Genomic DNA, 22,513 nt, shown 5'->3' on the forward strand with positions numbered 1-22,513 from the left:
CTGGCGGCGCTTCGCTTGCACAGGCCTACGGTTTTGTAGGCCCGGTAAGCGCAGCGCCACCGGGCAATGTTCTAGATCACCAGAGCTAACTTCGTCCCCTGCGCAATTGCCCGCCGCGCATCCAGCTCCATCGCCACGTCACACCCGCCAATCAGATGCACCGTTTTACCGGCCTCGCGCAGCGGATCGGCCAGATCGCGCTTTGGCTCCTGCCCGGCACATAAAATGACATGATCCACGCGCAGCAGCTGCGGCTCGCCGCCGATCGTGACGTGTAGACCCGCGTCGTCGATCTTCTGATAGCTGACCGCCGGGATCATCTTCACCCCGCGCGAGAGCAGGGTGGCGCGGTGGATCCAGCCGGTGGTTTTGCCCAGCCCTTCGCCCGGCTTGCTGGCTTTACGCTGCAGCATCACGATCTGGCGCGGGCTTTTTGGCAGCTGCGGCCCTTCGGGGCGCAGGCCGCCGGACTGGCTGAGGCTGGTATCAATCCCCCATTCGACGCAAAACTCAGCAATGTTCTGGCTGGTCGCCTCGCCTGGCTGGCTCAAATACATGGCGGTATCAAAGCCGATCCCGCCGCAGCCGATAATCGCCACCTTCTCGCCAACCGGTACTTTGTCACGCAGCACGTCGAGATAGCTCAGCACTTTTGGATGATCGATACCCTCGATCGCAGGTGTGCGCGGTACGATCCCGCTCGCCAGGATCACCTCATCGAAATCAGTCAGATCCGCCGCCCCGACAAACTGGTTAAGCCGCAGCTCGACGCCCGTCAGCTCGATCATTCGGCGGTAGTAGCGCAGCGTTTCATAGAACTCCTCTTTGCCGGGGATCTGTTTGGCGATATTGAACTGCCCGCCAATCTCCCCCAGCGCATCAAACAGCGTCACGCCGTGCCCGCGCGAGGCGGCATTGACCGCAAACGCCAGGCCCGCCGGGCCAGCACCCACGACGGCCAGGCGTTTTTTATTGACCGCCGGAACGATCGGCATTTTGGTTTCATGGCAGGCGCGGGGGTTAACCAGGCAGGAGGTGACCTTCCCGACGAAGATCTGATCCAGACAGGCCTGATTACAGCCGATGCAGGTGTTGATCTCATCCGCACGGCCGCTTTGCGCTTTGGACAGCAGCTCGGCATCGGCGAGGAACGGACGCGCCATCGAGACCATGTCGGCATCGCCGCGTGAAATCACATCGTCCGCCACCTGCGGATCGTTAATGCGGTTGGTGGTGACCAGCGGAACGGACACTTTCCCTTTCAGCCTGCGCGTTACCCAGCTGAACGCCGCGCGCGGCACCGGCGTGGCGATGGTCGGAATGCGCGCCTCGTGCCAGCCGATGCCGGTGTTGATAATCGTGGCGCCCGCGGCTTCTATCGCCTGCGCCAGCTGCACGGTTTCGTCAAACGTGCCGCCGCCCTCAACCAGGTCGAGCATCGACAGGCGGAAGATGATGATAAAGTCCGCGCCCGCGCGTTCGCGCACGGCACGCACGACTTCTACAGCAAAGCGCATCCGGCGGGCATAGTCGCCGCCCCATTCGTCGTCGCGCTGGTTAGTGCGGGCGGCCAGAAACTCGTTAATCAGATAGCCTTCAGACCCCATCACCTCAACGCCGTCGTAGCCCGCTTCACGCGCCAGCGCGGCGCAGCGGGCGAAGTCGTCAATCAAGGCCAGGATCTCGTCGTGGCTCAGGGCATGCGGAGTGAAGCGGTTAATTGGTGCCTGAATGGCCGATGGCGCGACCAGATTCGGCTGATAGCTGTAGCGTCCGGTGTGCAGAATTTGCAGGGCGATTTTTCCGCCCTCGTTGTGTACCGCGTCGGTCACAATGCGGTGGTGCGGCAGCTGTGACGCATCGTTCAGCACCGCGCCGCCCTCCATGCCGACGCCGGAAGGGGCAGGGGCCACGCCGCCGGTGACGATCAGCGCTACTCCATGGCGGGCGCGTTCGGCATAGAAGGCTGCCAGACGCTCGGCCCCGTCCGGATGCTCCTCCAGCCCGGTGTGCATCGAGCCCATCAACACGCGGTTTTTGAGTGTGGTGAACCCCAGATCGAGGGGGGCGAATAACGACGGGTAGCGGCTCATAGTCTCTTCCAGTGTAAAATTATTGTTATGTGGTCGGATGAGTTACTAATTTAGCCAGCGAGGAGTAAAAGGGAAAAGGCGAATGCAGTGATTGTGATGGGATTCAAATATTGGTGTGGCCTGATGCCCTCACCCTAACCCTCTCCCACGGGGAGAGGGGACGTAATCTCCCTCTCCCTTAGGGAGAGGGCCGGGGTGAGGGGGATGTCCGCACCAGCCCCGGCGCCTGCCACATCGACGTGGTCAGTCCGCTGTCCACCAGCCCGAGCTGGTCCGCGTATACCGCCTGCCATTTCTGCATCATGCCGTCGTACAGTTCGCGATGTACCGGGTTTGGCGTGAACTCGCGGCTCCATTTCACCAGCCGCTCGCCCGTCGAGGCCATATCGGCAAACAGCCCCGCGCCAACGCCTGCCGCAATGGCGCAGCCCAGCGCCGTGGCCTCTTTGACCTCCGGCACGCGCACCGGCAGGCCGGTGACGTCGCTTAAAATCTGACTCCACAGCGCACCTTTCGAGCCCCCGCCCGCAAAGACCAGACTTTCAAACGTCACGCCGGAGAAGTGGGAAATCTGCGCCAGGTTACAGGCCGAGACGATCGCCGCGTTCTCCTCCAGGGCGCGGAACAGCGTCGCTTTGTTGCACTTTTCCGGGTCGATGGAGAGGTTAATAAACGACGGCGCGGCGTGGTACCACTGCTTAAAATGCATGGCGTCGGAGAAGATTGGCATCACCCCGTGGGAGCCCGCCGGCACCCGGCTGGCCATCTCTTCCAGCAGGGAATAGGTGTCCATCCCCATCCGCTCGGCAATCAGCTTTTCCTCGGCGCAGAAGGCATCGCGGAACCAGCGCATGGTCAGCCCGGTAAAGAAGCTGATCGACTCCGCCTGCGCCATGCCGGGAATCACATGCGGATTCACCCGAATGTTCATGCCAGGGTCGGTGCGCACCTGCGGCAGGTTCACCACCTGCTGCCAGAAGGTACCGCCCAGCACGGCTGTTTGTCCGGCGCGGACTACCCCCAGACCCAGGCAGCCCAGCTGCACGTCGCCGCCGCCCATGATGACCGGCGTGCCTTCGCGCAGGCCGCTTTGCTGTGCGGCCTCTCGGGTGATAGCGCCCAGCACGGTGCCGGTCTCTTTTACCGGGGAGAGAATATCGGCACGCAGCCCGGCCATGTCCAGCAGCGCCGGACGCCAGTCGCGGGAGAAGAGATCCAGCATGCCGGTGGTGCCCGCGTTAGACGGGTCGACCGCCAGCTCGCCGGAGAGCTTCGCTGCCAGCCAGTCGCTGATCATGGTGATGGTGGCGGCGCTGCGGTAAATATCCGGACGATGGTGTGCCAGCCACAGCAGGCGCGGCATCGCGCTCAGCGCCAGCGTCTGGCCGGAGACGTCATACACTTCGGATTCAAAATGATTGTCGTGGATCTCTTTGAGTTCAGCCACCTCGCGGCTGGCGCGGGCGTCGACGTTGGCGCAGGCCCAGATGGCCTCGCCGTCGCGGTCGTAAAGCACTATCCCTTCGCGCATGGAGCAGCAGGCGACGGACTGAATATCCGCCGCGCCCAGATTCGCGCGCTCTAGCGCCTGATGAATGCACCGGCAGGCCAGCTGCCAGTTGGTGTCGAGGTCGAACTCCATCGACCCCGGCACGTTCTCCACGCTCAGGTGCTTCCACTCGGCCTGGCCGACGGAAATCTGTTTGCCCTGCAAATCGAAAATCACGGCGCGAACGCTGCCGGTCCCTGCATCTAACGCTAAAAGGTAACTCATGAGCTTGCCTCGCTGTTAGCGCAGGGCGGGCTCTCACTTGGCCAGAGCCAGCACCGCGCGGGCTGTTGTCTCTTCCGTCACCAGGCCATTGATACGGCGACCCTTCAGTGCGGCATAAATCGCATCGGCTTTCTCTTCCCCTCCGGCCACGCCAACGATGGTGGGCAGCTGCGCCAGCTCATCAAGCGAGACGCCGAGTAATTCTTTATGGATCTCCAGCTCCTCGACGCACTCCCCATCGGCATTGAGGAAATAGCCGAGAATGTCGCCGACCGCGCCTTTGCGGGCGTACATCAGCTGCTCGCCTTCGCTGATATAGCCGGAGCGCAGGATCGTGGCGTCACGGCGCTGGTTGACTGAACCAATACCAACTACCGCCACGTCAGCGGCGGTGGCGGCGAGGATCACGTCCCGCACGCTGGTTTCGCGTTTTAAGATCCCGGCCACTTCGGCGGATGACACGCGAAGCGGGGCAGGGATCATGCTGACGCTGCAGGCCGCGTCCAGCTGGCCGATACCGGTCATATAGGGCCCGACGCCGCCGGAGAGCGTCACGAGGCGGATCTGTTGCGAGCTGATAAAGCCGCTTAAGTGTTGCAGACTGCTCATGGTGGTTTCACCGAATCCCACCGCCAGCAGCTGGCCGGGCTCCAGCACGCCCATCAGAGACTGCGCCGCGCCAATGCCCAGCCGCACGTTCATCGGCGGGGTATTCAGGGCGGGCATCACGCGCACCAGCTTCAGGCCAAAGCGCTGCTGTAGCTCGGTTTCCAGCGCCAGACAGCCCTCGTAGCGGGAGTTGATCTGCACGCGGATCACCCCGGACTGACGGCCTTTCTCCAGCAGGCGGGAGATTTTTAATCGCGGCAGCCCGAGGCGTTCGCCGATATCGTTCTGCGTCAGCCCGTCGTGGTAGTAACACCAGGCCACGCGCGCCACCAGCTCCTCTTCCGCCAGCGCCAGCCCGGCAAACCGTCCTTCTTCCGCAGTGCGTTTATCGCTCATAGTTGAACTCTTATAAAAATTTAGATCATATGTTCGTGATGGCGCGAAGGGAATGTGTGAGCCACGCGACAAAACGGATCATTTCGATCGTTTCTGGTTTATCTGAATCTCAATCGATAAAACTGTGATCCCTGCACGGTTGTAAATATAGTTCACCGTCTACGCTTTTGAACATTATTAAATCTAAAAATCATTTGTTCAATAGCGGAGCGATGATGACCTCACTTCTCGACGCGCGGAATATCAGCAAGCAGTTCTCAGGCGTGCCGGTTCTAAAAGGCATTGATTTCACGCTGCTTGCGGGCCAGGTGCACGCGCTGATGGGCGGAAACGGCGCGGGAAAATCGACGCTGATGAAGATCATCGCCGGGGTCGAGACGCCGGACGGCGGTGAACTTTCCGTCGAGGGGCAGTCATATGCGCGGCTCACGCCCGTACAGGCGCACAGGCTTGGCATTTACCTGGTGCCGCAGGAGCCGCTGCTGTTCCCTAACCTGACGGTGCGGGAAAATATCCTGTTCCGCCTGCCGCGCGAGCGCGATCGGGAAAAGCGGCTGGCGGAAAAACTTGAGCAACTGCAGTGCCAGCTTAACCTCGACGCAGTCGCCAGCACCCTGGAAGTGGCGGATCAGCAGATGGTGGAGATCCTGCGAGGATTAATGCGCAACGCCCGGATCCTGATCCTCGACGAACCTACGGCCTCTCTCACGCCGGGCGAAACCGAACGGCTGTTCCGCCAGATCCGCGCCCTGCAGGCGCTCGGGGTCGGGATTGTTTTTATCTCCCATAAGCTGCCGGAAATTCGCATGCTTTCGAGTCACGTCTCGGTGATGCGCGACGGCGCGGTGGTGCTGAGCGGCGAAACCGCGCAGTTCGACGATAACGCCCTGATTGCTGCCATGACGCCGGTGAGCCGGGAGAAATCCCTCAGCGATACGCAAAAGCTGTGGCTGGCGCTGCCGGGCAACCGTCGCACCCAGCCGCAGGACTTTCCGGTGCTGCGGGTGGAGGATCTCACCGGGGAAGGGTTTATCGATCTGAGCCTTGAGATCTACGCCGGAGAGATCGTCGGCCTTGCCGGGCTGGTGGGCTCCGGGCGCACCGAGTTTGCCGAAACGCTCTATGGCCTGCGGCCGGTACGCGGGGGCCGCGTCTGGCTGGAGAATCAGGAGATCACCGGCGATCCGGTAAGTTCGCGCCTGGAAAAAGGGCTGATCTACCTGCCGGAAGACAGGCAGGTGTCCGGCCTGTTCCTCGATGCGCCGATCCGCTGGAACACCGTGGCGCTGAACGAGCCTTCAATTTGGCAGCAGCGCAAGCGGGAGTCTGCGGTGGTGGAGCGCTATCACCGGGCGCTGGGGATCAAGCTCAACCATGCGGATCAAACCGTGCGCACGCTCTCCGGCGGCAACCAGCAGAAGGTACTGCTGGCGCGCTGTCTGGAGGCCAATCCTTTACTACTGATCGTTGATGAACCGACGCGCGGCGTGGACGTGGCGGCGCGCGCGGATATCTACCAGCTGATAAAAAGCGTGGCGGCACAGAACGTGGCGGTACTGATGATCTCAAGCGATCTCGACGAGTTTCCCGGCCTTGCGGACCGGGTGCTGGTGATGCATCAGGGCGTGCTCAGTGGCGAGCTGCCGCGCCACGCCGTCAGCCTCGACAGGATGATGGCGCTGGCGTTCGGAGGGCAAGCATGAAGACCTTACTCAAAAACCGCGAGCTGAGCGCGTTTCTCGCCATTCTGGCGCTGTTCGCCGTGCTGGTGGCGCTGAACCCGTCCTACCTGAGTCTGCAGACGCTGGGGATGATCTTCGCCAGCGCGCAGATCCTTATCCTGCTGGCCATCGGCGCGGCGCTGGTCATGCTGACCCGCAATATTGATGTGTCCGTCGGCTCCATCGTCGGGCTGTCCGCCATTGCCGTCGGCGTGGCGCTTAATAGCGGCTACAGCCTGCCCGTTTCCATTCTCTTCGCGCTGTCCATCGGCGCGCTGGCCGGGGCGTTCAACGGGTTTCTGGTGGTGGGGCTGCGCATCCCGGCGATTGTCGCCACCCTCGGCACGCTGGGACTGTACCGCGGGGCGATGCTGCTCTGGACCGGTGGGAAGTGGATAGAAGGGCTGCCGCCGGGGCTGAAATCCCTCTCTGAGCCTGCCGCCGTCGGCATTTCGCCGCTCGGCATGGTGGTGTTGATCATCGCGGCCACCGGCGCGTGGACGCTGTCGCGCACAGCGTTCGGGCGTGATTTCTACGCGGTGGGGGATAACCTCGCCGCAGCGCGCCAACTGGGCGTGGCGGTGAACCGCACCCGCATGATTGCCTTTACCCTGAACGGCATGCTGGCGGCCTGCGCCGGGATCGTCTTTGCCGCGCAGATTGGCTTTGTGCCCAACCAGACGGGCAGCGGGCTGGAGATGAAGGCCATCGCCGCCTGCGTGCTCGGCGGTATTTCGCTGCTGGGCGGCACGGGCACGCTGGTTGGCGCGCTGCTCGGCGCCTTCTTCCTGACCCAAATCGACACCGTGCTGGTGCTGTTCAGACTTCCGGCATGGTGGAACGACTTTATCGCCGGGCTGGTGCTGCTGGGCGTGCTGGTGCTCGACGGGCGCTTGCGCCAGGCGCTGGCGCGTCATCAGCGGGCGCTGAAGTACGGTCGCTTCCAGCCGGGTAACAAAGGGGGAAAGCACGTCACCCCATTTCCCAAACGCAAAAAAGAGGTGGCGTAAATGAGGCTTAACTGGGAAAGCGCGCTGCTGATTTTACTGGTGCTGGAGATCCTGCTCTTCGGCGCCATCAACCCGCGCATGCTCGACATCAACATGCTGTTGTTCAGCACCAGCGATTTTATCTGCATTGGCATCGTGGCGCTGCCGCTGACGCTGGTGATTATCAGCGGCGGGATCGACATTTCGCTGGGCTCGACCATCGGCCTTTGCGCGATTGCGCTGGGGGTGATGATGCAGGCAGGGTGGCCGATGGCGGTCGCCATCCCGCTGACGCTACTGCTGGGACTGCTGTGCGGGCTGGTAAACGCGGCGCTGATCCACTACACCGGCATCAGCCCGCTGGTGATTACCCTCGGCACGCTTTACCTCTACGGCGGCGGGGCGCTGCTGCTCTCCGGCATGGCGGGTGCGACGGGCTATGAGGGCATCGGCGGCTTCCCGGACAGTTTTACCGCCTTCGCTAACCTCACGGTGTTGGGCCTGCCGATCCCATTGGTCTTGTTCGCGGTGATTACCGTCTTCTTCTGGCTCATTACCCACCGCGGGCGCTTTGGGCGCCATCTGTTCCTGATTGGGCAGAACCCGCGTGCGGCACGCTATGCGGCGCTGTCGGTGAACGGCATGCCGTATGCGCTGTACGGCCTGGTGGGCGTTGCCTCTGCGATTGCCGCGCTGGTAATGGTCTCCTATTTCGGCTCCGCGCGTTCGGATCTGGGGCGCGATTTACTGATGCCTGCGCTCACCGCCGCCGTACTCGGCGGGGCCAATATCTACGGCGGTTCAGGTTCGGTTGTCGGTACGGCGCTGGCGGCACTGCTGGTGGGGTATCTCCAGCAGGGTTTACAGATGGTCGGTATCCCCAACCAGGTGTCGAGCGCGCTGTCAGGGGCGCTGCTGGTTGTGGTGGTGATGGGACGTTCGCTGAGTCTGCACCGCGAATGGGTGCGATCTCTCTTTAGAAAACTATCCGGAGCGTAAGATGAAAACAAAACTGTTCGTCCTTGCAATGGCCCTCAGCTTCGCCTCGGCGCAGGCGGCGGACCGCATTGCCTTTATCCCGAAGCTGGTGGGCGTCGGCTTCTTCACCAGCGGCGGCAACGGCGCGAAAGAGGCGGGGAAAGATCTTGGCGTGGACGTGACCTACGACGGTCCGACCGAGCCGAGCGTCTCCGGCCAGGTGCAGCTCATCAATAACTTCGTCAACCAGGGCTATAACGCCATCATCGTCTCCGCCGTGTCCCCGGACGGTCTCTGCCCGGCGCTGAAGCGCGCGATGCAGCGCGGCGTCAAAGTCCTGACCTGGGATTCCGACACCAAACCGGAGTGCCGCAGCATCTACATCAACCAGGGTACGCCGGAACAGCTGGGCGGCCTGCTGGTGGAGATGGCGGGCAAGCAGGTCACCAAACCGAACGCTAAAGTGGCGTTCTTCTACTCCAGCCCCACGGTTACCGATCAGAACCAGTGGGTGAAAGAGGCAAAGGCCAAAATCGAGAAAGATCATCCGCAGTGGCAGGTCGTGACGACCCAGTTTGGCTATAACGACGCCACCAAATCCCTGCAAACCGCCGAGGGGATCTTAAAAGCGTATCCGGATCTGGATGCGATCATCGCCCCGGACGCCAACGCCCTGCCTGCCGCGGCGCAGGCGGCGGAAAACCTGAAGCGGGAAGGGGTGGCGATTGTCGGCTTCAGCACGCCAAACGTGATGCGTCCGTACGTTGAGCGCGGCACGGTGAAGGCCTTTGGCCTGTGGGATGTGGTGCAACAGGGCAAAATTGCGGTCAATGTCGCCGATCGTTTGCTGAAAAAAGGCGATCTTAACGTCGGCGACAGCGTGGACGTAAAAAACATCGGGGCGCTGAAGGTCGAGCCGAACAGCGTGCAGGGCTACCAGTATGAGGCGAAGGGCAACGGCATCGTGCTGCTGCCGGAGCGGGTGGTGTTCACCAAAGAGAACATCAGCAAATACGATTTCTGACGGGGGAGCAAATGGCTGATTTAGACGATATCAAAGACGGTAAGGATTTTGGCATCGGCACGCCGCAGGTCAACGTGCCGTTCACGCTAAAGGGCTGCGGCTCGCTGGACTGGGGCATGCAGTCCCGCCTGGCGCGCATCTTTAACCCGCAGAGCAACCGTACGGTGATGCTGGCCTTTGACCACGGCTACTTTCAGGGGCCGACCACCGGCCTTGAGCGTATCGACCTCTCCATTGCGCCGCTGTTCGGTGAAACCGACGTGCTGATGTGTACCCGCGGCATCCTCAGGAGCCAGGTGCCTGCTGCGACCAATAAACCGGTGGTGCTGCGCGCCTCCGGTGGTAACTCGATTCTGGGCGAGCTGTCCAACGAATGCGTGGCGGTGGCGATGGAAGATGCCCTGCGCCTGAACGTCTGCGCCGTGGCGGCGCAGGTCTATATCGGAAGCGAGTTTGAGCATCAGTCGATCAACAACATCATCAAGCTGGTGGACGCGGGTGCGCGCTACGGCATGCCGACGCTGGCGGTGACGGGCGTGGGGAAAGAGATGGCGCGGGACGCGCGCTATTTCTCGCTGGCCAGCCGCATCGCCGCCGAAATGGGGGCGCAGTTCGTCAAAACCTACTACGTGGACGAGGGCTTTGAAAAGGTGACCGCCAGCTGCCCGGTGCCGATTGTCATCGCCGGGGGCAAAAAGCTGCCGGAGCACGAGGCGCTGGAGATGTGCTGGCGCGCGATTGACCAGGGGGCATCCGGCGTGGACATGGGGCGCAACATCTTCCAGTCCAGCGCGCCGCTCGCCATGCTGAAGGCGGTAAAAAAAGTGGTTCACGAGAACTGGAATGCCCGCGATGCGTTCCAGTTCTGGCAGGAAGAGAAACAGGGAGAAGCAAAATGAACGTGACGCTGGTTGAAATCAACATCAAGCCCGAGCGGGTGGCCGAGTTTCTGGAGGTGTTTCGCGCCAACCACGAGGGCGCAATCAGGGAGCCGGGGAACCTGCGCTTTGACGTGTTGCAGGACCCGAGGGTGAAAACCCGCTTCTTTATCTACGAGGCCTATAAAGACGAAGAGGCGGTGCTGGCGCATAAGCAAACGCCGCACTATCTGGCGTGCGTGAATAAGCTCGAGGAGCTGATGTCGGAGCCGCGCAAAAAACGCAGTTTTGTGGGATTGTTGCCCGAGTAGCGGCTTTGCCCGGTGGCGCTTACGCTTACCGGGCCTACGGGTACTGGGGGGGATTTTATAGGCCGGGTAAGCGCAGCGCCACCCGGCGTTGTTCAGGCCAGCTCCAGCAGCTTCACTTGCGCCGTTGCCCCCGGCATCAACTGCTGCAAATTGTTGACCAGCTCTTGCCCTGCCTCTTCCAGTGCCGCAAGCGGCATCGACGGCAGGCTTTCAAGGATAAACCACATCGATTGCGCCTGGCTGTCCAGGCGGGTCCGTATCCCCTGTCGCCAGTTCCAGCGGCGGCAGGTGACGCCGAGGTCGTCACGCCAGATGACCTCGCCCGGTTCAGGATGTTCCACCACCGGCTCTCCCTCTTTGAAGGTATCAAATGGCTCGCTGCCGTCGGCCAGCGTAAGACGCGGCGCGCCTGCATAAGCCGCGAGATTTTCTCCGCCGACCGGAATGGCGTAGCGAATACTCACCGCGTTATAGATATCCACGACCGGATCCAACGACGGCAGCGAACCGTCTTTCAGTACCCGCTTACGCAGGGCCGCGGCCGAGCAAGGCGTGCGTTTCGGTTTAGCGCCGAAGGCTTTGAATACGTTATCCCAGTCCGAAAGGTGTACATCAGCCCACGGCACATCATCATTTAACATCTGCTGGCAGGCTTGCGCCAGCGCGGCGGGCGCAACCTCCGGGCAGGCAATCGGCGTGGCTTCAACCAGAATGCTCAAAGCCCGAAAGCCGGGCGCAATGTCGGCAAGTCGTGAATCTATTGACGGCGTTACGAGAGACATAAATAATCCTGTATTGACTGTTTTATACCATGGTAGTGACCAATGACTGATAAAGTCAATATAATGACTGATTCGGGTGCCGATGTTGCCCAGGTAAGCCTGGCCGTGGCGAACCGCATCCGCAACTGGCGTAAAGAGAAAAAGCTGTCGCTGGACGAGCTGTCCCGCCGAGCCAGCGTCAGCAAAGGCATGCTGGTAGAGATCGAAAAGGGCGGAGCCAATCCCAGCATCGCCATTTTGTGCAAGCTGGCCGCCGCGCTCGGTATCTCTGTGGCTGATATCGTTAATGTTTCCAGCGAGCCCCCGGTGCACGTTATCGAAGAAGAGGTGATTCCGGTGCTGTGGCAGGGCGCGCTGGGTGGATGCGCCAGACTGCTGGCGGGTACCGCGGGACCTGACATGATTGAGCTATGGCAGTGGGAGATGCAGCCCGGAGAACGGTTTACCTCTTCGGGGCATCCGGCGGGAACTTTTGAGCTGCTGCACGTAAACGAGGGCGTGTTAACGCTGACGGTGGATGAGACGATGACCCAGGTTAACGCTGGTGCGTCGGCGGTGGCGAAAACGGAAGCCGCGCACGGCTATGCCAATGAAGGCGATACCGTGCTTCGCTTCACCATGACGGTGGCGGAGTTTCACCGATAAAAAACTGCCGGGTAGCGTAACGCCACCCGGCGTTGATTACGCCTCTTCCACGCTCACCCGCAGCGCCGCCAGCGCTTTACGTGCCGCTTTCAGCACCTGCTCACACTGCTCAATCGTCAGCGTCAGCGGCGGTTCAATGCGGATGGTTTTCGAGTTGTTGAGCGTTCCGGCGACCAGTACCCGCTGGCGGAACATCTCGCTCGCGAAGCTGTAGCCGATTTCATTGTCAACAAACTCAATCGCCATCAGCATTCCTTTCCCACGTGCCTCCTGCACCAGATCCGGATACTCCCGACCTAGCTGACGGAAGCCGTCCAGCAGCATGTCGCCTTTCTGCTCCGCCTGCGCAGGCAGGTTTTGCTCCAGCAGCACGTTGATGGTCGCCAGCGCCGCCGCACAGGCCAGCGGGTTACCGCCAAAGGTGGTGGTATGCAGGAACGGATTGTCGAACAGCACCGAGAACACCTCTTCGGTAGCCACCGTCGCGCCAATCGGCATGACGCCGCCGCCCAACGCCTTCGCCAGGCAAAGGATGTCCGGCTGAACGTTCTCGTGCTCGCAGGCAAACATCTTGCCGGTGCGCCCCATCCCGGTCTGGACTTCGTCGAGGATCAGCAGCGCGCCAAACTCATCGCACAGCTGACGCACGGCAGGCAGATAGCCCTGCGGAGGGAGGATGACGCCGCCTTCACCCTGAATCGGCTCCAGGATCACCGCCGCCACGTCATCGCCGGTTTTACGGCATTCACTCAGCACGGTGCGCATGGCGTTAATGTCACCGAACGGCACGTGGCGGAAGCCTGGCAGCAGCGGCATAAACGGTTTGCGGAAGGTGGATTTGGCGGTAGCAGACAGTGCGCCCAGGGATTTCCCGTGGAACGCGCCGCTGGTGGCGATAAAGGTGAATTTCCCGCGCGGCGACTGGTACGCTTTGGCGAGCTTAATCGCCGCTTCGACCGATTCCGTGCCGCTGTTGCTAAAGAAGCTGTATTTCAGTTTGCCGGGCGTTAAGGCCGCCAGCGTTTTCGCGAGCATGGCGCGAAGCGGGTCGAGCAGTTCCTGGCTATGGAGAGGTTGTTTCGCAAGTTGATTCTGTACGGCGGAAACCACAACTGGATTACGGTGCCCCACGTTGAAAATTCCAAAACCTCCCAGGCAATCGATAAACTCCTGTCCCTGGGTGTCGACAAGCGTGTTCAGACTTCCCGCTTGCCACTCTACGGCTCCGTAATCCCCGCCGGCGGTAACAGATTTGCGATACTCCAGAAAACCTGGATTGACGTGCTCTTTAAAGTAATCGATGACCTCTCGGTTAAGTTGTTTCATCTCCTCATGATCGAGCGTTCGCTTCTCAATGAGATTCAGTGCGTGCGCGGTACAGGCAAGAGCCGAGGCGCTGGAAGGTAACCTGTTCAAAATGTGCTCCCGGGGATCGCGTATCACATGATACTGGTTTAAGTATTGCAGGGATTACGCCACTTCAGATGCCTTAACGAAAATCGGGATAAACGCCAGGTTAAAATAATGTTGCACAATATTTAATCATGCCGATAGAAGCCAAACGAGATTTAGCGGTACGGGGCAGAGAGTATAAAGAAGGGGGTAAAAGCGCCGCTGCACTAAAGAAGTGCATACGCTGCGACTTAAGCGGGCATTAACGGGTCATGCTTTGTGGGTAATTTCTCTGCGAAAGTATTTGAAATCAATGGATTAAAAAATAGTACAAAAAGTATGGTTTAAGTCAAATCTGCGATCTCCATCAAGTTTAACAACTAAAGATAAATTGTTTACCGCCGAAAAAACAATGACTCACAAAATTAACATTCAAATAACCTGCAAGGGATGCACGCCATGTCCTCTCCAACCTATGTCACCCAGAATGAATATCCTCTGGACGATGACACCACCTTAATGTCTACCACAGACATCCACAGCTACATTACCCACGCCAACGACACCTTTGTGCAGGTGAGCGGTTACCAGCTCGATGAGCTGACGGGCCAGCCGCACAATATGGTGCGCCATCCCGATATGCCAAAAGCCGCGTTTGCCGATATGTGGTACACGCTGCAGCAGGGCGAGCCGTGGAGCGGTATTGTCAAAAACCGGCGCAAAAACGGTGACCATTACTGGGTGCGCGCTAACGCGGTGCCGATGGTGCGCCGCGGGCAGGTGACGGGCTATATGTCGATTCGCACCAGAGCCACAGCGGAAGAGATCGCCGCCGTGGAGCCGCTCTACCGGGCGCTGAACGACGGGCGCTGTAAAAAACGTATTCACAAAGGGCTGGTGGTGGGAAAGGGCTGGCTGGGTAAACTGCCGGCCATGCCGCTGCGCTGGCGCGTGCGCAGCGTGATGGCGGTGCTCTTTGCTGTGCTCGCCGCCACGCTGGTCGCGACCTCCGCCGGGTGGATGCCGCTCGCCGCTGCCGCGGTGGTGATGCTGCTGGGAATGCTGCTGTTTGAGCAACAGATTGTCCGCCCGGTAGAGAATGTGGCGCGACAGGCCCTGAAGGTCGCAACCGGTGAGCGCAATAGCGTGCAGCATCTGAACCGCAGCGACGAACTCGGCCTGACGCTGCGCGCGGTAGGGCAGCTTGGCCTGATGTGCCGCTGGTTAATCAATGACGTGTCGAGCCAGGTGGTGAGCGTCCGTGACGGCAGCGACAGGCTGGCGCAGGGAAATGAAGATCTGAACGATCGTACGCGTCAGACCGTCGCGAACGTGCAGCAGACCGTCGCGACAATGAACCAGATGGCCGCGTCCGTTCAGAGTAACTCCGAAACCGCCGCCGAGGTGGACAAACTCTCCGTGGCCGCGAGCAGCGCGGCAACGAAAGGGGGCAATGCGATGCAGACCGTCGTTAAAACGATGGATGACATTGCCGACAGCACACAGCGAATTGGCTCGATTACCTCTCTGATTAACGATATCGCTTTCCAGACCAATATTCTGGCGCTGAACGCGGCGGTTGAAGCGGCAAGGGCAGGCGAGCAGGGCAAAGGTTTTGCCGTGGTCGCGGGCGAAGTCCGTCATCTCGCCAGCCGCAGCGCCAGTGCAGCGAATGATATTCGTAAACTCATTGATGCCAGCGCCAGCAAGGTGCAGTCCGGCTCTGAGCAGGTACACGCTGCGGGCCGTACGATGGATGATATCGTTGTGCAGGTGAAAAACGTGACGCAGCTCATCGCCCAGATCAGCCACGCGACCTCCGGGCAGGCAACCGGGTTGTCAGAGTTAACCCGCGCGGTGGCCGAACTTGACAGCATCACGCAGAAAAACGCCGACCTGGTGGAGGAGAGCGCGCACATTTCTGCCATGGTGAAGCATCGCGCCGGACGTCTTAAGGATGCGGTGACCGTGCTCCATTGAGTCAGACATGTTCCAAAAAAGCCGTTTATACCATAAGGAGTAAACGGCTTTTTATTTTTCTCATTGTGATTATTAATGTGGTTTATTGTTAATTTAATATTAAATAACTAAAGAAAGTGCCTCAGTTATTTATTCCTGCCTAAGTCAGTTCTTCAGAATTCTGTTTCAAAAATACCCCGTTTGACGGTCTGGTAACGATCGATGAAGCAATATTAATAGCCTACACCTATTCATTGTGAGGGTTATGAAATAAAAAAACGATCAAACTCATAAAGTTAGCAAAATCGTTACCGATAACAGCGATCGTCTGAGAAATAATCACATCGATGGAGAAAATATGTTCTTACATGACGTAAAGATCGGCACGAAATTATTTCTGGCGTTTGGATTCTTTATTGTCCTGATGGCAATCAGCGCGAGCCTGTCTCTGCTGAGCCTGAACCGGGCTAATAACGGGATGCAATCCATTATTACCAGTGATTATCCGACCACGGTAAAAGCGAACCAGTTAATCGATAACTTCCAGGAATTTATTAGCACTCAACAGCTGATGCTGCTGGACGAGCAGGGTACCTACACGGGGCAATCTCAGCAGCGCCTGAAAGAGATCAGCGAGCATATCACGGTGATCCTGGGCGAGCTGAACAACGCCTTGCAGGATCAAAAGTCTCAGCAGGTGCTGGCGGATATCCGCAGCGTGCGCCAGCAGTATCTGGATTCGCGCTACCGCATTTTGCAGGCAGTGCAGAACAACAACCGTGCGGGCGCCATTCAGGAGATGATGACCACCACCCTTGCCGTGCAGCAGGCTTATAAAGCGAAGGTGAAGGAGTTGATTGCCATTCAGAACAGCGAGATGCAGCGTGCGGGTACGCAGGTGGAAGGGGATTTCAGGTCTAACCGTCTGCTGCTGATCCTGCTCACGCTCTTTAGCGTTGCGGCAGGCAGCCTGATTGGCTGGTTTATCGTGCGCGCTATCACCCGCCCGCTCGGTGAGGCGGTGAGTTTCGCAAAAGCGATTTCAGAGGGCGATCTGACGGGCAGCATCACGCCGCACGGCAAAGACGAAACGGGTCTGCTGCTGCATGCGCTGATGGAGATGAAGACGCGACTGCTGGACATTGTGCAGCAGGTGCAGACCGGCTCGGAGAATATCTCCAGCGCAGCCGCGCAGATTGTCGCCGGTAACCAGGATCTGGCCGCACGCACGGAAGAGCAGGCCAGCTCCGTTGAACAGACCGCCGCCTCGATGGAGCAGATCACCGCGACGGTAAAAAATACCGCCTCGCATACCGGTGAAGCGACCAATCTTTCTGCCGATGCCGCCACGGTGGTCAAAAACAACGGTGAGATGATGAAGCAGGTGACCAGCAAAATGCGCCTGATTAACGAGACCTCCAACCGGATGTCCGACATTATCGACCTGATCGACGCCATTGCATTCCAGACCAACATTCTGGCGCTGAATGCGGCGGTGGAAGCGGCGCGCGCCGGTGAGCATGGCCGCGGCTTTGCGGTGGTCGCCGGAGAGGTGCGCCAGCTTGCCCAGAAGAGCGCGTCGTCTGCCAGCGAAATCCGGGAGCTGATTGAGAGCTCCACCAGCCAGACCCAGGACGGGATGAACCTGGTCGAAAAAGCGAGTGGGCTGATTAACGGCATGGTCGGCAACGTGGAGGAGATGGATGCGATCCTGCGTGAGATCCGTCAGGCCAGCCATGAGCAGACGGAGGGGATCTCGCAGATCAACAGCGCGATTGGCCTGATTGACGCCACCACCCAGCAAAACTCCGCGCTGGTGGAGGAGTCCGTCGCGGCGGCGGCATCGCTTAATGAACAGGCGATGCACCTGAAAGAGTTGGTACGCGTCTTCCGCGTGAGCGAGCACGCACCGGCTTAATCCAGCTGGGAGATCTCCAGCGCCGCGCGGTCAATCACGCCGATGATCTGCTTAAGCTGCGCGTCGCTGAGTTCTCCCTGATTTACCTTCAGGTCCAGTACCGCCTTGAAGTTATCCAGCGCCCGCTTCATCTGCGGGTTTTTGCGTAGCTGAAAGCCGACGCTGCGCGCTTTGATACGCACCTGGATCTGTTCCAGCTGTTCCTGGTTTTCATCCAGCCAGCGTTGTCCTTCAGCGGTAATCGCAATCTTTTTACGACCACTCTCTTCTTCCGTAATGGTGATAAAGGTCTGATCCTGCAGATAATCCAGGGTTGGATAGATGACGCCCGGGCTCGGGGTGTAGTTTCCCTGCGTCAGGTTCTCGATCTCTTTGATCAGCTCGTAGCCGTGGCTTGCGCTGCGGGTCAGGATATCCAGAATCACCAGCCGCAGATCGCCGTGGCCGAAAAAGCGCGGTCGACGCCCGCCGCCATCGTGTTCGTGTCGCATAATATGCCCTTCATTTTGATATATCTAAACTATATCTAAGATATATTCAGATGCAATCTAAAAGATCTTGCATTTTTCATTATTAGTAATCATTATCATTTGAAAAATGATTTAGATATATCGTATTCACCAGAAAAGGGTCTAAAAATGGCATCTACCCGTTATCCACAGCGTGTTCGTAATGACCTGCGTTTTCGCGAACTGACGGTGCTCCGCGTTGAGCGCGTCAGCGCGGGTTTCCAGCGTATTGTGCTAGGCGGCGAGGCGCTGGAGGGCTTTAGCTCCCGCGGTTTCGACGACCATACCAAAGTCTTTTTCCCGGCACCCGGGACGACGTTTACGCCGCCGGTGGTCACCGATGAAGGCATCGACTGGGGCGACGGCGTGCGTCCGCAGGCGCGCGACTATACGCCGCTCTACGATGAGGCCCGTCATGAGCTGGCGTTGGATTTCTTCATTCATGACGGCGGCATAGCCAGCGGATGGGCGCTACAGGCGAAGGTAGGCGATAAGCTGACCATCGGCGGCCCACGCGGTTCGCTGGTGGTGCCTGAGGATTATGCCTGGCAGCTGTACGTGTGCGATGAATCCGGCATGCCCGCGCTGCGTCGACGCTTAGAGAGCATTGCGCAACTGCCGGCTCGCCCGGAGGTGCAGGCGGTCGTGACGGTTGGGGATGAATCGTATAAGGACTATCTGGCGCACCTGAGCGCGTTCAACATTACCTGGGTGGTGGGCCACAGCGAGCAGGCGGTCGCGGACCATCTTGCGGCGCTGACCGTTCCGGGGGAAGACTACTTCATCTGGCTGACCGGGGAAGGGAAGGTGGTGAAAACGCTGAGCCGTCAGTTTGAAACCGACGCCATTGACCCGCAGCTGGTGCGTGCCAGCGCATACTGGCACGCCAAATAATCAGGCTGCTGAATCCAGCTGCGCTTCGCTCACCTGATGTTCGAGCGAGGCGCGGACCTCTTTTAGCGCTTTCTCCTGCTGAGCAAAGTACGCTTCCATATTGCTCAGCGAGGAGACCAGCAGCCAGGACTCCTCTTTCTCCAGCTCCGCCAGCTCGTTCACTAAGGTGTCGATCTGCTCGCGAACCTGTGCCATTTTTTTGCGGATACGTTCCAGATCGTTCAGCCTATCGCTGGCCATCAATGGCTCAAAGCCCTGCTGCAGGCGGGCCACCAGCGAGCGAATGGCTTTCACATCGCCGCGCTGCTTCGCCTGGTTAAGCTGCACCATCATGTTGTTGGCTTCTTCTTTCAGATCGTCCGCCACCAGATCCGGGTGACAGAGCTTGCTCGCCTGTCGCCAGAGACGCTTGAGTTCGTTCTGGTCCTCTTGCGAAAGATGCTTACCTTTGCGCAGCCGCACTTCGGCATCGTGATGCTGTTCGCGATACTTCTCGTACTCTTCGTTGGCCTCGTCGCGAGCCTGACGCGCAGGCTCCTCCTCGCGCGTTAAGCCGCTCTCCAGCTCCTGCGCTTCGGCCAGCAGGTTGGCAATCAAATTGCTTTGCTGCTCCAGATGCTTACGCGCCTCGGCGGCCTGGACGGAGTCAGCCGGGAGATCGCGCCAGCGCTGGGTGAGCGTCGCCAGCACCTCTACCGCCTGCGCCATATAGTGCTGGCAGCGGCGGTAATCCTCCTCGCGACGACGCGCTTCCGCCTGCTGACGACGCAGGTTCAGCTCCGCCAGCGTTTTACGCAGGGCGAGGATCTGCTGCATCAGCGGCCCGAGGCGTGAGAAATAGAGATCGTTGAACTCATCAAGCTGCTGCACCCGGGCGTTGCGGCGGTCAATCAGATCGCGCAGACGCTCTTCCAGCGCCTTCAGCTCCAGCTTGCTGGCCGCCACCTGCGGATCGCGCCACGGGGTCACGGCGCGCTGGCCCTGCAGCCAGGCGGTAATGGCCGCCATGGCCGCAGTGTAGTTCTTCTCCTCAAGCGCCACGACGATTGCCTGTAGCTCATCGTCAAACGCTTCATTTTTCAGGCGTGTCAGCTGGCTCTGGATGATGTCGTCATCTTCCAGTTCAATGGCATTTTTAATGATTTCTAGCCGTTTGATCGGTGTGCTCATGATGCCTTTCGCTTTGGCGCTTAAGTATTTGAGTTAAGGTTAGTTGTTGTAAAAGCTACAGGAAATAATACACACGGATGATGATCGGCGCGATGGGGGATTTCTTTAGTTTTGCAGTTTGTGAGTAAAGGAACAGGAGGGTTTGTGTTTACGGTTCCCGCTCTGCCAGTGTTGCCACGCTTGAAGAGTGAGCCAACATTGGCGATTCGTTGTTCAAAGAGTATTAATAAACGCCTCAAAATCCAACGGCACGCGCATTTTTATTACACTAAACCTAAATTTATTTTTTTTAGTTGACCTTTATATCTATGAGTGATTTGTTAATAGCATTCAGGGATGTTAATGCCTCGGGGTGTCTCTCTGAAAAATAAGCAAGGATATATATAAAGGTAACGGTATGCGATTTTTAAAATATATAATTATTCCAGCAATAGTGAGTCTTTCTGGCTGCAGTACTTTCTTTCCTGAGCCGAAAATGTACACGCCACCGCCGAGTAGCGAGGATGTCGCTAAGCTTCGTCTCATTGGGCCGCCGATGAGTTATGGCATCTATCAGTATGATAAAGCTGGTAAAGAAACAGGTGGGTGGGTACTTAAGCACAATCGTTATTTGAACCCTTTCCTTGGGTCGACGAAAGATATTGGTCTCCCTAAAGTCACGGGGAAGAAATACGATAAAGACTATTTCGAAACGTTGATTGTGCCAGATGAAAAAACCACTATCCAGCACGCTTTATATCAGGGGTGTAATGTATCGCTGACTTTCACGCCAGAAAAGAAAAAGATCTACGAAGGGCATATTAGCTATAGCGATAAAACGGGATATTGCGTGCTTTATATGAAAGAAGTCGCGCTTGATACCGTCAATGGCATTTATGTTGAAAAGGATTTTGTACAGTGAAAGCCATTAACTTTTTAGGCGTGGCGTTAGCCTGTCTCCTGAGCGCCTCATGTGCATCGAACTACGACGGAACCAAGGCGACAAGCCTGGCTCAGTATTCGGAAAAAGAGATAAAGCAGAAGCTGATCCCAGAGGTCACGACCCGCAAAGATGTGCTGATTGCTTTTGGCGTACCAGCAAATACGGCTGACTACAATAATACGCGCCACTGGGAGTATACGTCGCAGATCATCGATCGTCGTATCTATCTCATCATTCCTCTTAATCTGGATCGCAAGCAGCACCTGTCCGTCGATTTTTCTGACAAAGGAATTCTGACTTCTTACAACTACATCGAAAAATAGCGTTTAAAATCAACCAAAAGGCTGGCGAATCTCGTCAGCCTTGGATTTAGTATCCTCAGCTTACTTCGCTATAGATCCCTACCACGCGCCCCACCGTTTTTATCTCGTCGATACCGCACTCAAAGGGAACCTTGCCGCCCGCCACGTGAAGTTTTTTCCCCGGCAGCAGCGTTAGATCGCGGATGCTTGCAGTGCCTTCAATCTCAACCAGCCACAGGCCGTCGGTTAACGACGCCTCTTTTTCGATAAAGTGCAGCTTCCCCTCTGCCCGGACGGCGATGCCGCGCGTCAGCGGTTTGCTAAAGAAAGCAGAGTCGATACTCAAAATGGAATTTTCTTCCAGCCTCCCATCACTGAGTGTGAATGTTGAAACCGAAACGGGATCGCCCGGGGCGGGGTTTCCTGCAAACTGCGCACCCTGGCCGGTCATCAGCCAGCGAAGGCTGGCGCCGGTGTCCAGCGCACACTGAACCGCAAAGTCGTAAGAGATGGTACCGCGCGCGTAGCGGTTCTGAAGCGAGCTGGCGGCGATATTAAAGTGTCGGGCCAGCTGGATTTTCTGCGTGAAACCATATACCTGACAGATTCTATCGAGCAATTCTTCATTATTCACTTGAGAATCTAGTATCAAAATATATTCCTTTGGGTGTTTACTAATACTCATTTGGGTATTAGTATCATTACAAATTCGGGCAATCAGCGGCAGACGTTGGCAAACTGAGACTAATGATTGCAGGCATTATCAAAATGGGAATCATGCAGCATGGCTTCCGAAATCGCAATCCTCAAACGGCGGAAAAAGCCATGCTCTGCCCGTTTTGAACGCATTAGCGTGCATACATTTATGCGAGGGGAGATATGGCGATAGAAGCTGCCCGTGCAAGGGTTCCACTCAGCGTGGGGGCGCGTCTTAGCGGGCTTAACCACATCGCTGAACTGCGCGCCCGCTACGGGAGCGATAGCGGGAAAGAGCTGGCGCGGTTTATGGCTGACATGCGCGATAAGCGCGATCCCTTTTTTGAGGAGAACAGCAGGGCGCTGGCCGCTCTCTTTTTCCTGGCGAGATTACCCGTCGCCCGTCATGAGTGCGATATCAGCGAGCTGACCACAGAGGAGAAAAGAGCGCTAATTACCGCGATGAATCATTTTCGTGCTGTTGTGAGTTTATTTCCTGAACGGCTGACCATGCCGTTGTAACCCAACCCAAAAACGAATGGCGTCAACCC

At 58.3% G+C, this 22,513-nt stretch carries 21 protein-coding genes; 13 read left to right on the forward strand and 8 right to left on the reverse strand.

Translation table 11 applies throughout. From position 1 onward, the window contains the following. Positions 1 to 71: 71 nt before the first annotated feature. From CWR52_RS15530 to lsrR, 3 genes are all read right to left on the reverse strand, one after another. On the reverse strand, positions 72 to 2,093 hold the full coding sequence (locus CWR52_RS15530; RefSeq protein ID WP_104950050.1) for an NADPH-dependent 2,4-dienoyl-CoA reductase: 2,022 nt from the start codon (positions 2,091 to 2,093) through the stop codon (positions 72 to 74). Positions 2,094 to 2,271: 178 nt separating this feature from the next. Beyond that, positions 2,272 to 3,867, reverse strand: a complete 1,596-nt coding sequence (gene lsrK / locus CWR52_RS15535; protein ID WP_104950051.1) for an autoinducer-2 kinase — start codon at positions 3,865 to 3,867, stop codon at positions 2,272 to 2,274. 33 nt (positions 3,868 to 3,900) lie between these two features. After that, positions 3,901 to 4,872 carry a transcriptional regulator LsrR gene (gene lsrR / locus CWR52_RS15540; RefSeq protein WP_104950052.1) on the reverse strand — a complete coding sequence of 324 codons (972 nt, stop codon included), beginning with the start codon at positions 4,870 to 4,872 and terminating at the stop codon, positions 3,901 to 3,903. Positions 4,873 to 5,087: 215 nt separating this feature from the next. Here lsrR and lsrA point away from each other — a divergent pair, with 215 nt between their 5' ends. Genes lsrA through lsrG form a run of 6 tightly spaced genes read left to right on the forward strand, consistent with a single transcriptional unit; the run spans position 5,088 to position 10,773 of the window. Continuing rightward, positions 5,088 to 6,575, forward strand: a complete 1,488-nt coding sequence (gene lsrA / locus CWR52_RS15545; RefSeq protein WP_104950053.1) for an autoinducer 2 ABC transporter ATP-binding protein LsrA — start codon at positions 5,088 to 5,090, stop codon at positions 6,573 to 6,575. Then, the gene (gene lsrC / locus CWR52_RS15550; RefSeq protein WP_104950054.1) at positions 6,572 to 7,603 is read left to right on the forward strand and encodes an autoinducer 2 ABC transporter permease LsrC; all 1,032 of its coding nucleotides are present in this window, start codon (positions 6,572 to 6,574) and stop codon (positions 7,601 to 7,603) included. The genes lsrA and lsrC overlap by 4 nt, the downstream gene beginning before the upstream one ends. Further along, positions 7,604 to 8,581, forward strand: a complete 978-nt coding sequence (gene lsrD / locus CWR52_RS15555) for an autoinducer 2 ABC transporter permease LsrD (RefSeq protein WP_023309274.1) — start codon at positions 7,604 to 7,606, stop codon at positions 8,579 to 8,581. A 1-nt stretch (position 8,582) separates the two neighbouring features. Continuing rightward, complete coding sequence (gene lsrB, locus CWR52_RS15560) at positions 8,583 to 9,584, forward strand: autoinducer 2 ABC transporter substrate-binding protein LsrB (protein ID WP_023333523.1); 1,002 nt, start codon at positions 8,583 to 8,585, stop codon at positions 9,582 to 9,584. Between the two features lie 11 nt (positions 9,585 to 9,595). Next, positions 9,596 to 10,483, forward strand: coding sequence for a 3-hydroxy-5-phosphonooxypentane-2,4-dione thiolase (gene lsrF, locus CWR52_RS15565; protein ID WP_032650317.1), 888 nt, complete (start codon positions 9,596 to 9,598; stop codon positions 10,481 to 10,483). Continuing rightward, positions 10,480 to 10,773, forward strand: coding sequence for a (4S)-4-hydroxy-5-phosphonooxypentane-2,3-dione isomerase (gene lsrG, locus CWR52_RS15570; RefSeq protein ID WP_104950055.1), 294 nt, complete (start codon positions 10,480 to 10,482; stop codon positions 10,771 to 10,773). The genes lsrF and lsrG overlap by 4 nt, the downstream gene beginning before the upstream one ends. A 92-nt stretch (positions 10,774 to 10,865) precedes the next feature. Here the strand turns inward: lsrG and CWR52_RS15575 are convergent, their stop codons facing one another. Next, positions 10,866 to 11,555, reverse strand: coding sequence for a B3/B4 domain-containing protein (locus CWR52_RS15575; RefSeq protein WP_104950056.1), 690 nt, complete (start codon positions 11,553 to 11,555; stop codon positions 10,866 to 10,868). A 42-nt stretch (positions 11,556 to 11,597) separates the two neighbouring features. Here CWR52_RS15575 and CWR52_RS15580 point away from each other — a divergent pair, with 42 nt between their 5' ends. Then, complete coding sequence (locus CWR52_RS15580; RefSeq protein ID WP_104950057.1) at positions 11,598 to 12,200, forward strand: helix-turn-helix domain-containing protein; 603 nt, start codon at positions 11,598 to 11,600, stop codon at positions 12,198 to 12,200. A gap of 36 nt (positions 12,201 to 12,236) precedes the next feature. Here CWR52_RS15580 and ygjG read toward each other — a convergent pair whose 3' ends face one another. Further along, positions 12,237 to 13,616, reverse strand: coding sequence for a putrescine aminotransferase (gene ygjG / locus CWR52_RS15585; RefSeq protein WP_042715413.1), 1,380 nt, complete (start codon positions 13,614 to 13,616; stop codon positions 12,237 to 12,239). Positions 13,617 to 14,051: 435 nt separating this feature from the next. On the opposite strand from ygjG, the gene CWR52_RS15590 reads away from it, so the two are divergent. Continuing rightward, positions 14,052 to 15,572 carry a methyl-accepting chemotaxis protein gene (locus CWR52_RS15590; protein WP_104950058.1) on the forward strand — a complete coding sequence of 507 codons (1,521 nt, stop codon included), beginning with the start codon at positions 14,052 to 14,054 and terminating at the stop codon, positions 15,570 to 15,572. A gap of 337 nt (positions 15,573 to 15,909) precedes the next feature. Further along, the gene (locus tag CWR52_RS15595) at positions 15,910 to 17,469 is read left to right on the forward strand and encodes a methyl-accepting chemotaxis protein (protein ID WP_104950059.1); all 1,560 of its coding nucleotides are present in this window, start codon (positions 15,910 to 15,912) and stop codon (positions 17,467 to 17,469) included. Here CWR52_RS15595 and CWR52_RS15600 read toward each other — a convergent pair. Then, positions 17,466 to 17,960 (reverse strand): PadR family transcriptional regulator, encoded by a 495-nt coding sequence (locus CWR52_RS15600; protein ID WP_104950060.1) that lies wholly within the window; start codon positions 17,958 to 17,960, stop codon positions 17,466 to 17,468. The genes CWR52_RS15595 and CWR52_RS15600 overlap by 4 nt on opposite strands. A 147-nt stretch (positions 17,961 to 18,107) precedes the next feature. Between CWR52_RS15600 and CWR52_RS15605 the strand changes: the two genes are divergently transcribed. Beyond that, a complete protein-coding gene (locus CWR52_RS15605; protein ID WP_104950061.1) occupies positions 18,108 to 18,872 on the forward strand; it encodes a siderophore-interacting protein in 765 nt (254 codons plus the stop codon). Here CWR52_RS15605 and CWR52_RS15610 read toward each other — a convergent pair whose 3' ends face one another. Next, positions 18,873 to 20,042 (reverse strand): DNA repair protein, encoded by a 1,170-nt coding sequence (locus tag CWR52_RS15610; protein WP_104950062.1) that lies wholly within the window; start codon positions 20,040 to 20,042, stop codon positions 18,873 to 18,875. 397 nt (positions 20,043 to 20,439) lie between these two features. Here CWR52_RS15610 and CWR52_RS15615 point away from each other — a divergent pair, with 397 nt between their 5' ends. Together CWR52_RS15615 and CWR52_RS15620 are read left to right on the forward strand one after the other, a co-directional pair. Next, the gene (locus CWR52_RS15615) at positions 20,440 to 20,943 is read left to right on the forward strand and encodes a hypothetical protein (protein ID WP_104950063.1); all 504 of its coding nucleotides are present in this window, start codon (positions 20,440 to 20,442) and stop codon (positions 20,941 to 20,943) included. Further along, the gene (locus CWR52_RS15620) at positions 20,940 to 21,287 is read left to right on the forward strand and encodes a hypothetical protein (RefSeq protein WP_048028933.1); all 348 of its coding nucleotides are present in this window, start codon (positions 20,940 to 20,942) and stop codon (positions 21,285 to 21,287) included. The genes CWR52_RS15615 and CWR52_RS15620 overlap by 4 nt, the downstream gene beginning before the upstream one ends. Positions 21,288 to 21,342: 55 nt before the next feature. Here the strand turns inward: CWR52_RS15620 and CWR52_RS15625 are convergent, their stop codons facing one another. After that, the gene (locus CWR52_RS15625; protein WP_104950064.1) at positions 21,343 to 21,918 is read right to left on the reverse strand and encodes a phage repressor protein CI; all 576 of its coding nucleotides are present in this window, start codon (positions 21,916 to 21,918) and stop codon (positions 21,343 to 21,345) included. Between the two features lie 227 nt (positions 21,919 to 22,145). Between CWR52_RS15625 and CWR52_RS15630 the strand changes: the two genes are divergently transcribed. Continuing rightward, a complete protein-coding gene (locus CWR52_RS15630) occupies positions 22,146 to 22,484 on the forward strand; it encodes a DUF5347 domain-containing protein (protein WP_023616298.1) in 339 nt (112 codons plus the stop codon). Positions 22,485 to 22,513 lie beyond the last annotated feature (29 nt).

It is taken from the genome of Enterobacter sp. SGAir0187, assembly GCF_002952735.2.
Classification (GTDB): Bacteria; Pseudomonadota; Gammaproteobacteria; order Enterobacterales; family Enterobacteriaceae; genus Enterobacter; species Enterobacter quasiroggenkampii.

What these genes read in the sequence shown, in the direction of transcription:
- CWR52_RS15630 (WP_023616298.1), top strand. Translation starts at nt 22,146, where the DNA reads ATGGCGATAGAAGCTGCCCGTGCAAGGGTTCCACTCAGCGTGGGGGCG.
- lsrR (WP_104950052.1), bottom strand. Translation starts at nt 4,872, where the DNA reads ATGAGCGATAAACGCACTGCGGAAGAAGGACGGTTTGCCGGGCTGGCG.
- CWR52_RS15590 (WP_104950058.1), top strand. Translation starts at nt 14,052, where the DNA reads ATGTCCTCTCCAACCTATGTCACCCAGAATGAATATCCTCTGGACGAT.
- CWR52_RS15615 (WP_104950063.1), top strand. Translation starts at nt 20,440, where the DNA reads ATGCGATTTTTAAAATATATAATTATTCCAGCAATAGTGAGTCTTTCT.
- CWR52_RS15580 (WP_104950057.1), top strand. Translation starts at nt 11,598, where the DNA reads ATGACTGATAAAGTCAATATAATGACTGATTCGGGTGCCGATGTTGCC.
- CWR52_RS15610 (WP_104950062.1), bottom strand. Translation starts at nt 20,042, where the DNA reads ATGAGCACACCGATCAAACGGCTAGAAATCATTAAAAATGCCATTGAA.
- lsrF (WP_032650317.1), top strand. Translation starts at nt 9,596, where the DNA reads ATGGCTGATTTAGACGATATCAAAGACGGTAAGGATTTTGGCATCGGC.
- lsrD (WP_023309274.1), top strand. Translation starts at nt 7,604, where the DNA reads ATGAGGCTTAACTGGGAAAGCGCGCTGCTGATTTTACTGGTGCTGGAG.
- lsrA (WP_104950053.1), top strand. Translation starts at nt 5,088, where the DNA reads ATGACCTCACTTCTCGACGCGCGGAATATCAGCAAGCAGTTCTCAGGC.
- CWR52_RS15605 (WP_104950061.1), top strand. Translation starts at nt 18,108, where the DNA reads ATGGCATCTACCCGTTATCCACAGCGTGTTCGTAATGACCTGCGTTTT.
- CWR52_RS15530 (WP_104950050.1), bottom strand. Translation starts at nt 2,093, where the DNA reads ATGAGCCGCTACCCGTCGTTATTCGCCCCCCTCGATCTGGGGTTCACC.
- lsrC (WP_104950054.1), top strand. Translation starts at nt 6,572, where the DNA reads ATGAAGACCTTACTCAAAAACCGCGAGCTGAGCGCGTTTCTCGCCATT.
- lsrK (WP_104950051.1), bottom strand. Translation starts at nt 3,867, where the DNA reads ATGAGTTACCTTTTAGCGTTAGATGCAGGGACCGGCAGCGTTCGCGCC.
- CWR52_RS15575 (WP_104950056.1), bottom strand. Translation starts at nt 11,555, where the DNA reads ATGTCTCTCGTAACGCCGTCAATAGATTCACGACTTGCCGACATTGCG.
- lsrG (WP_104950055.1), top strand. Translation starts at nt 10,480, where the DNA reads ATGAACGTGACGCTGGTTGAAATCAACATCAAGCCCGAGCGGGTGGCC.
- CWR52_RS15595 (WP_104950059.1), top strand. Translation starts at nt 15,910, where the DNA reads ATGTTCTTACATGACGTAAAGATCGGCACGAAATTATTTCTGGCGTTT.
- lsrB (WP_023333523.1), top strand. Translation starts at nt 8,583, where the DNA reads ATGAAAACAAAACTGTTCGTCCTTGCAATGGCCCTCAGCTTCGCCTCG.
- CWR52_RS15600 (WP_104950060.1), bottom strand. Translation starts at nt 17,960, where the DNA reads ATGCGACACGAACACGATGGCGGCGGGCGTCGACCGCGCTTTTTCGGC.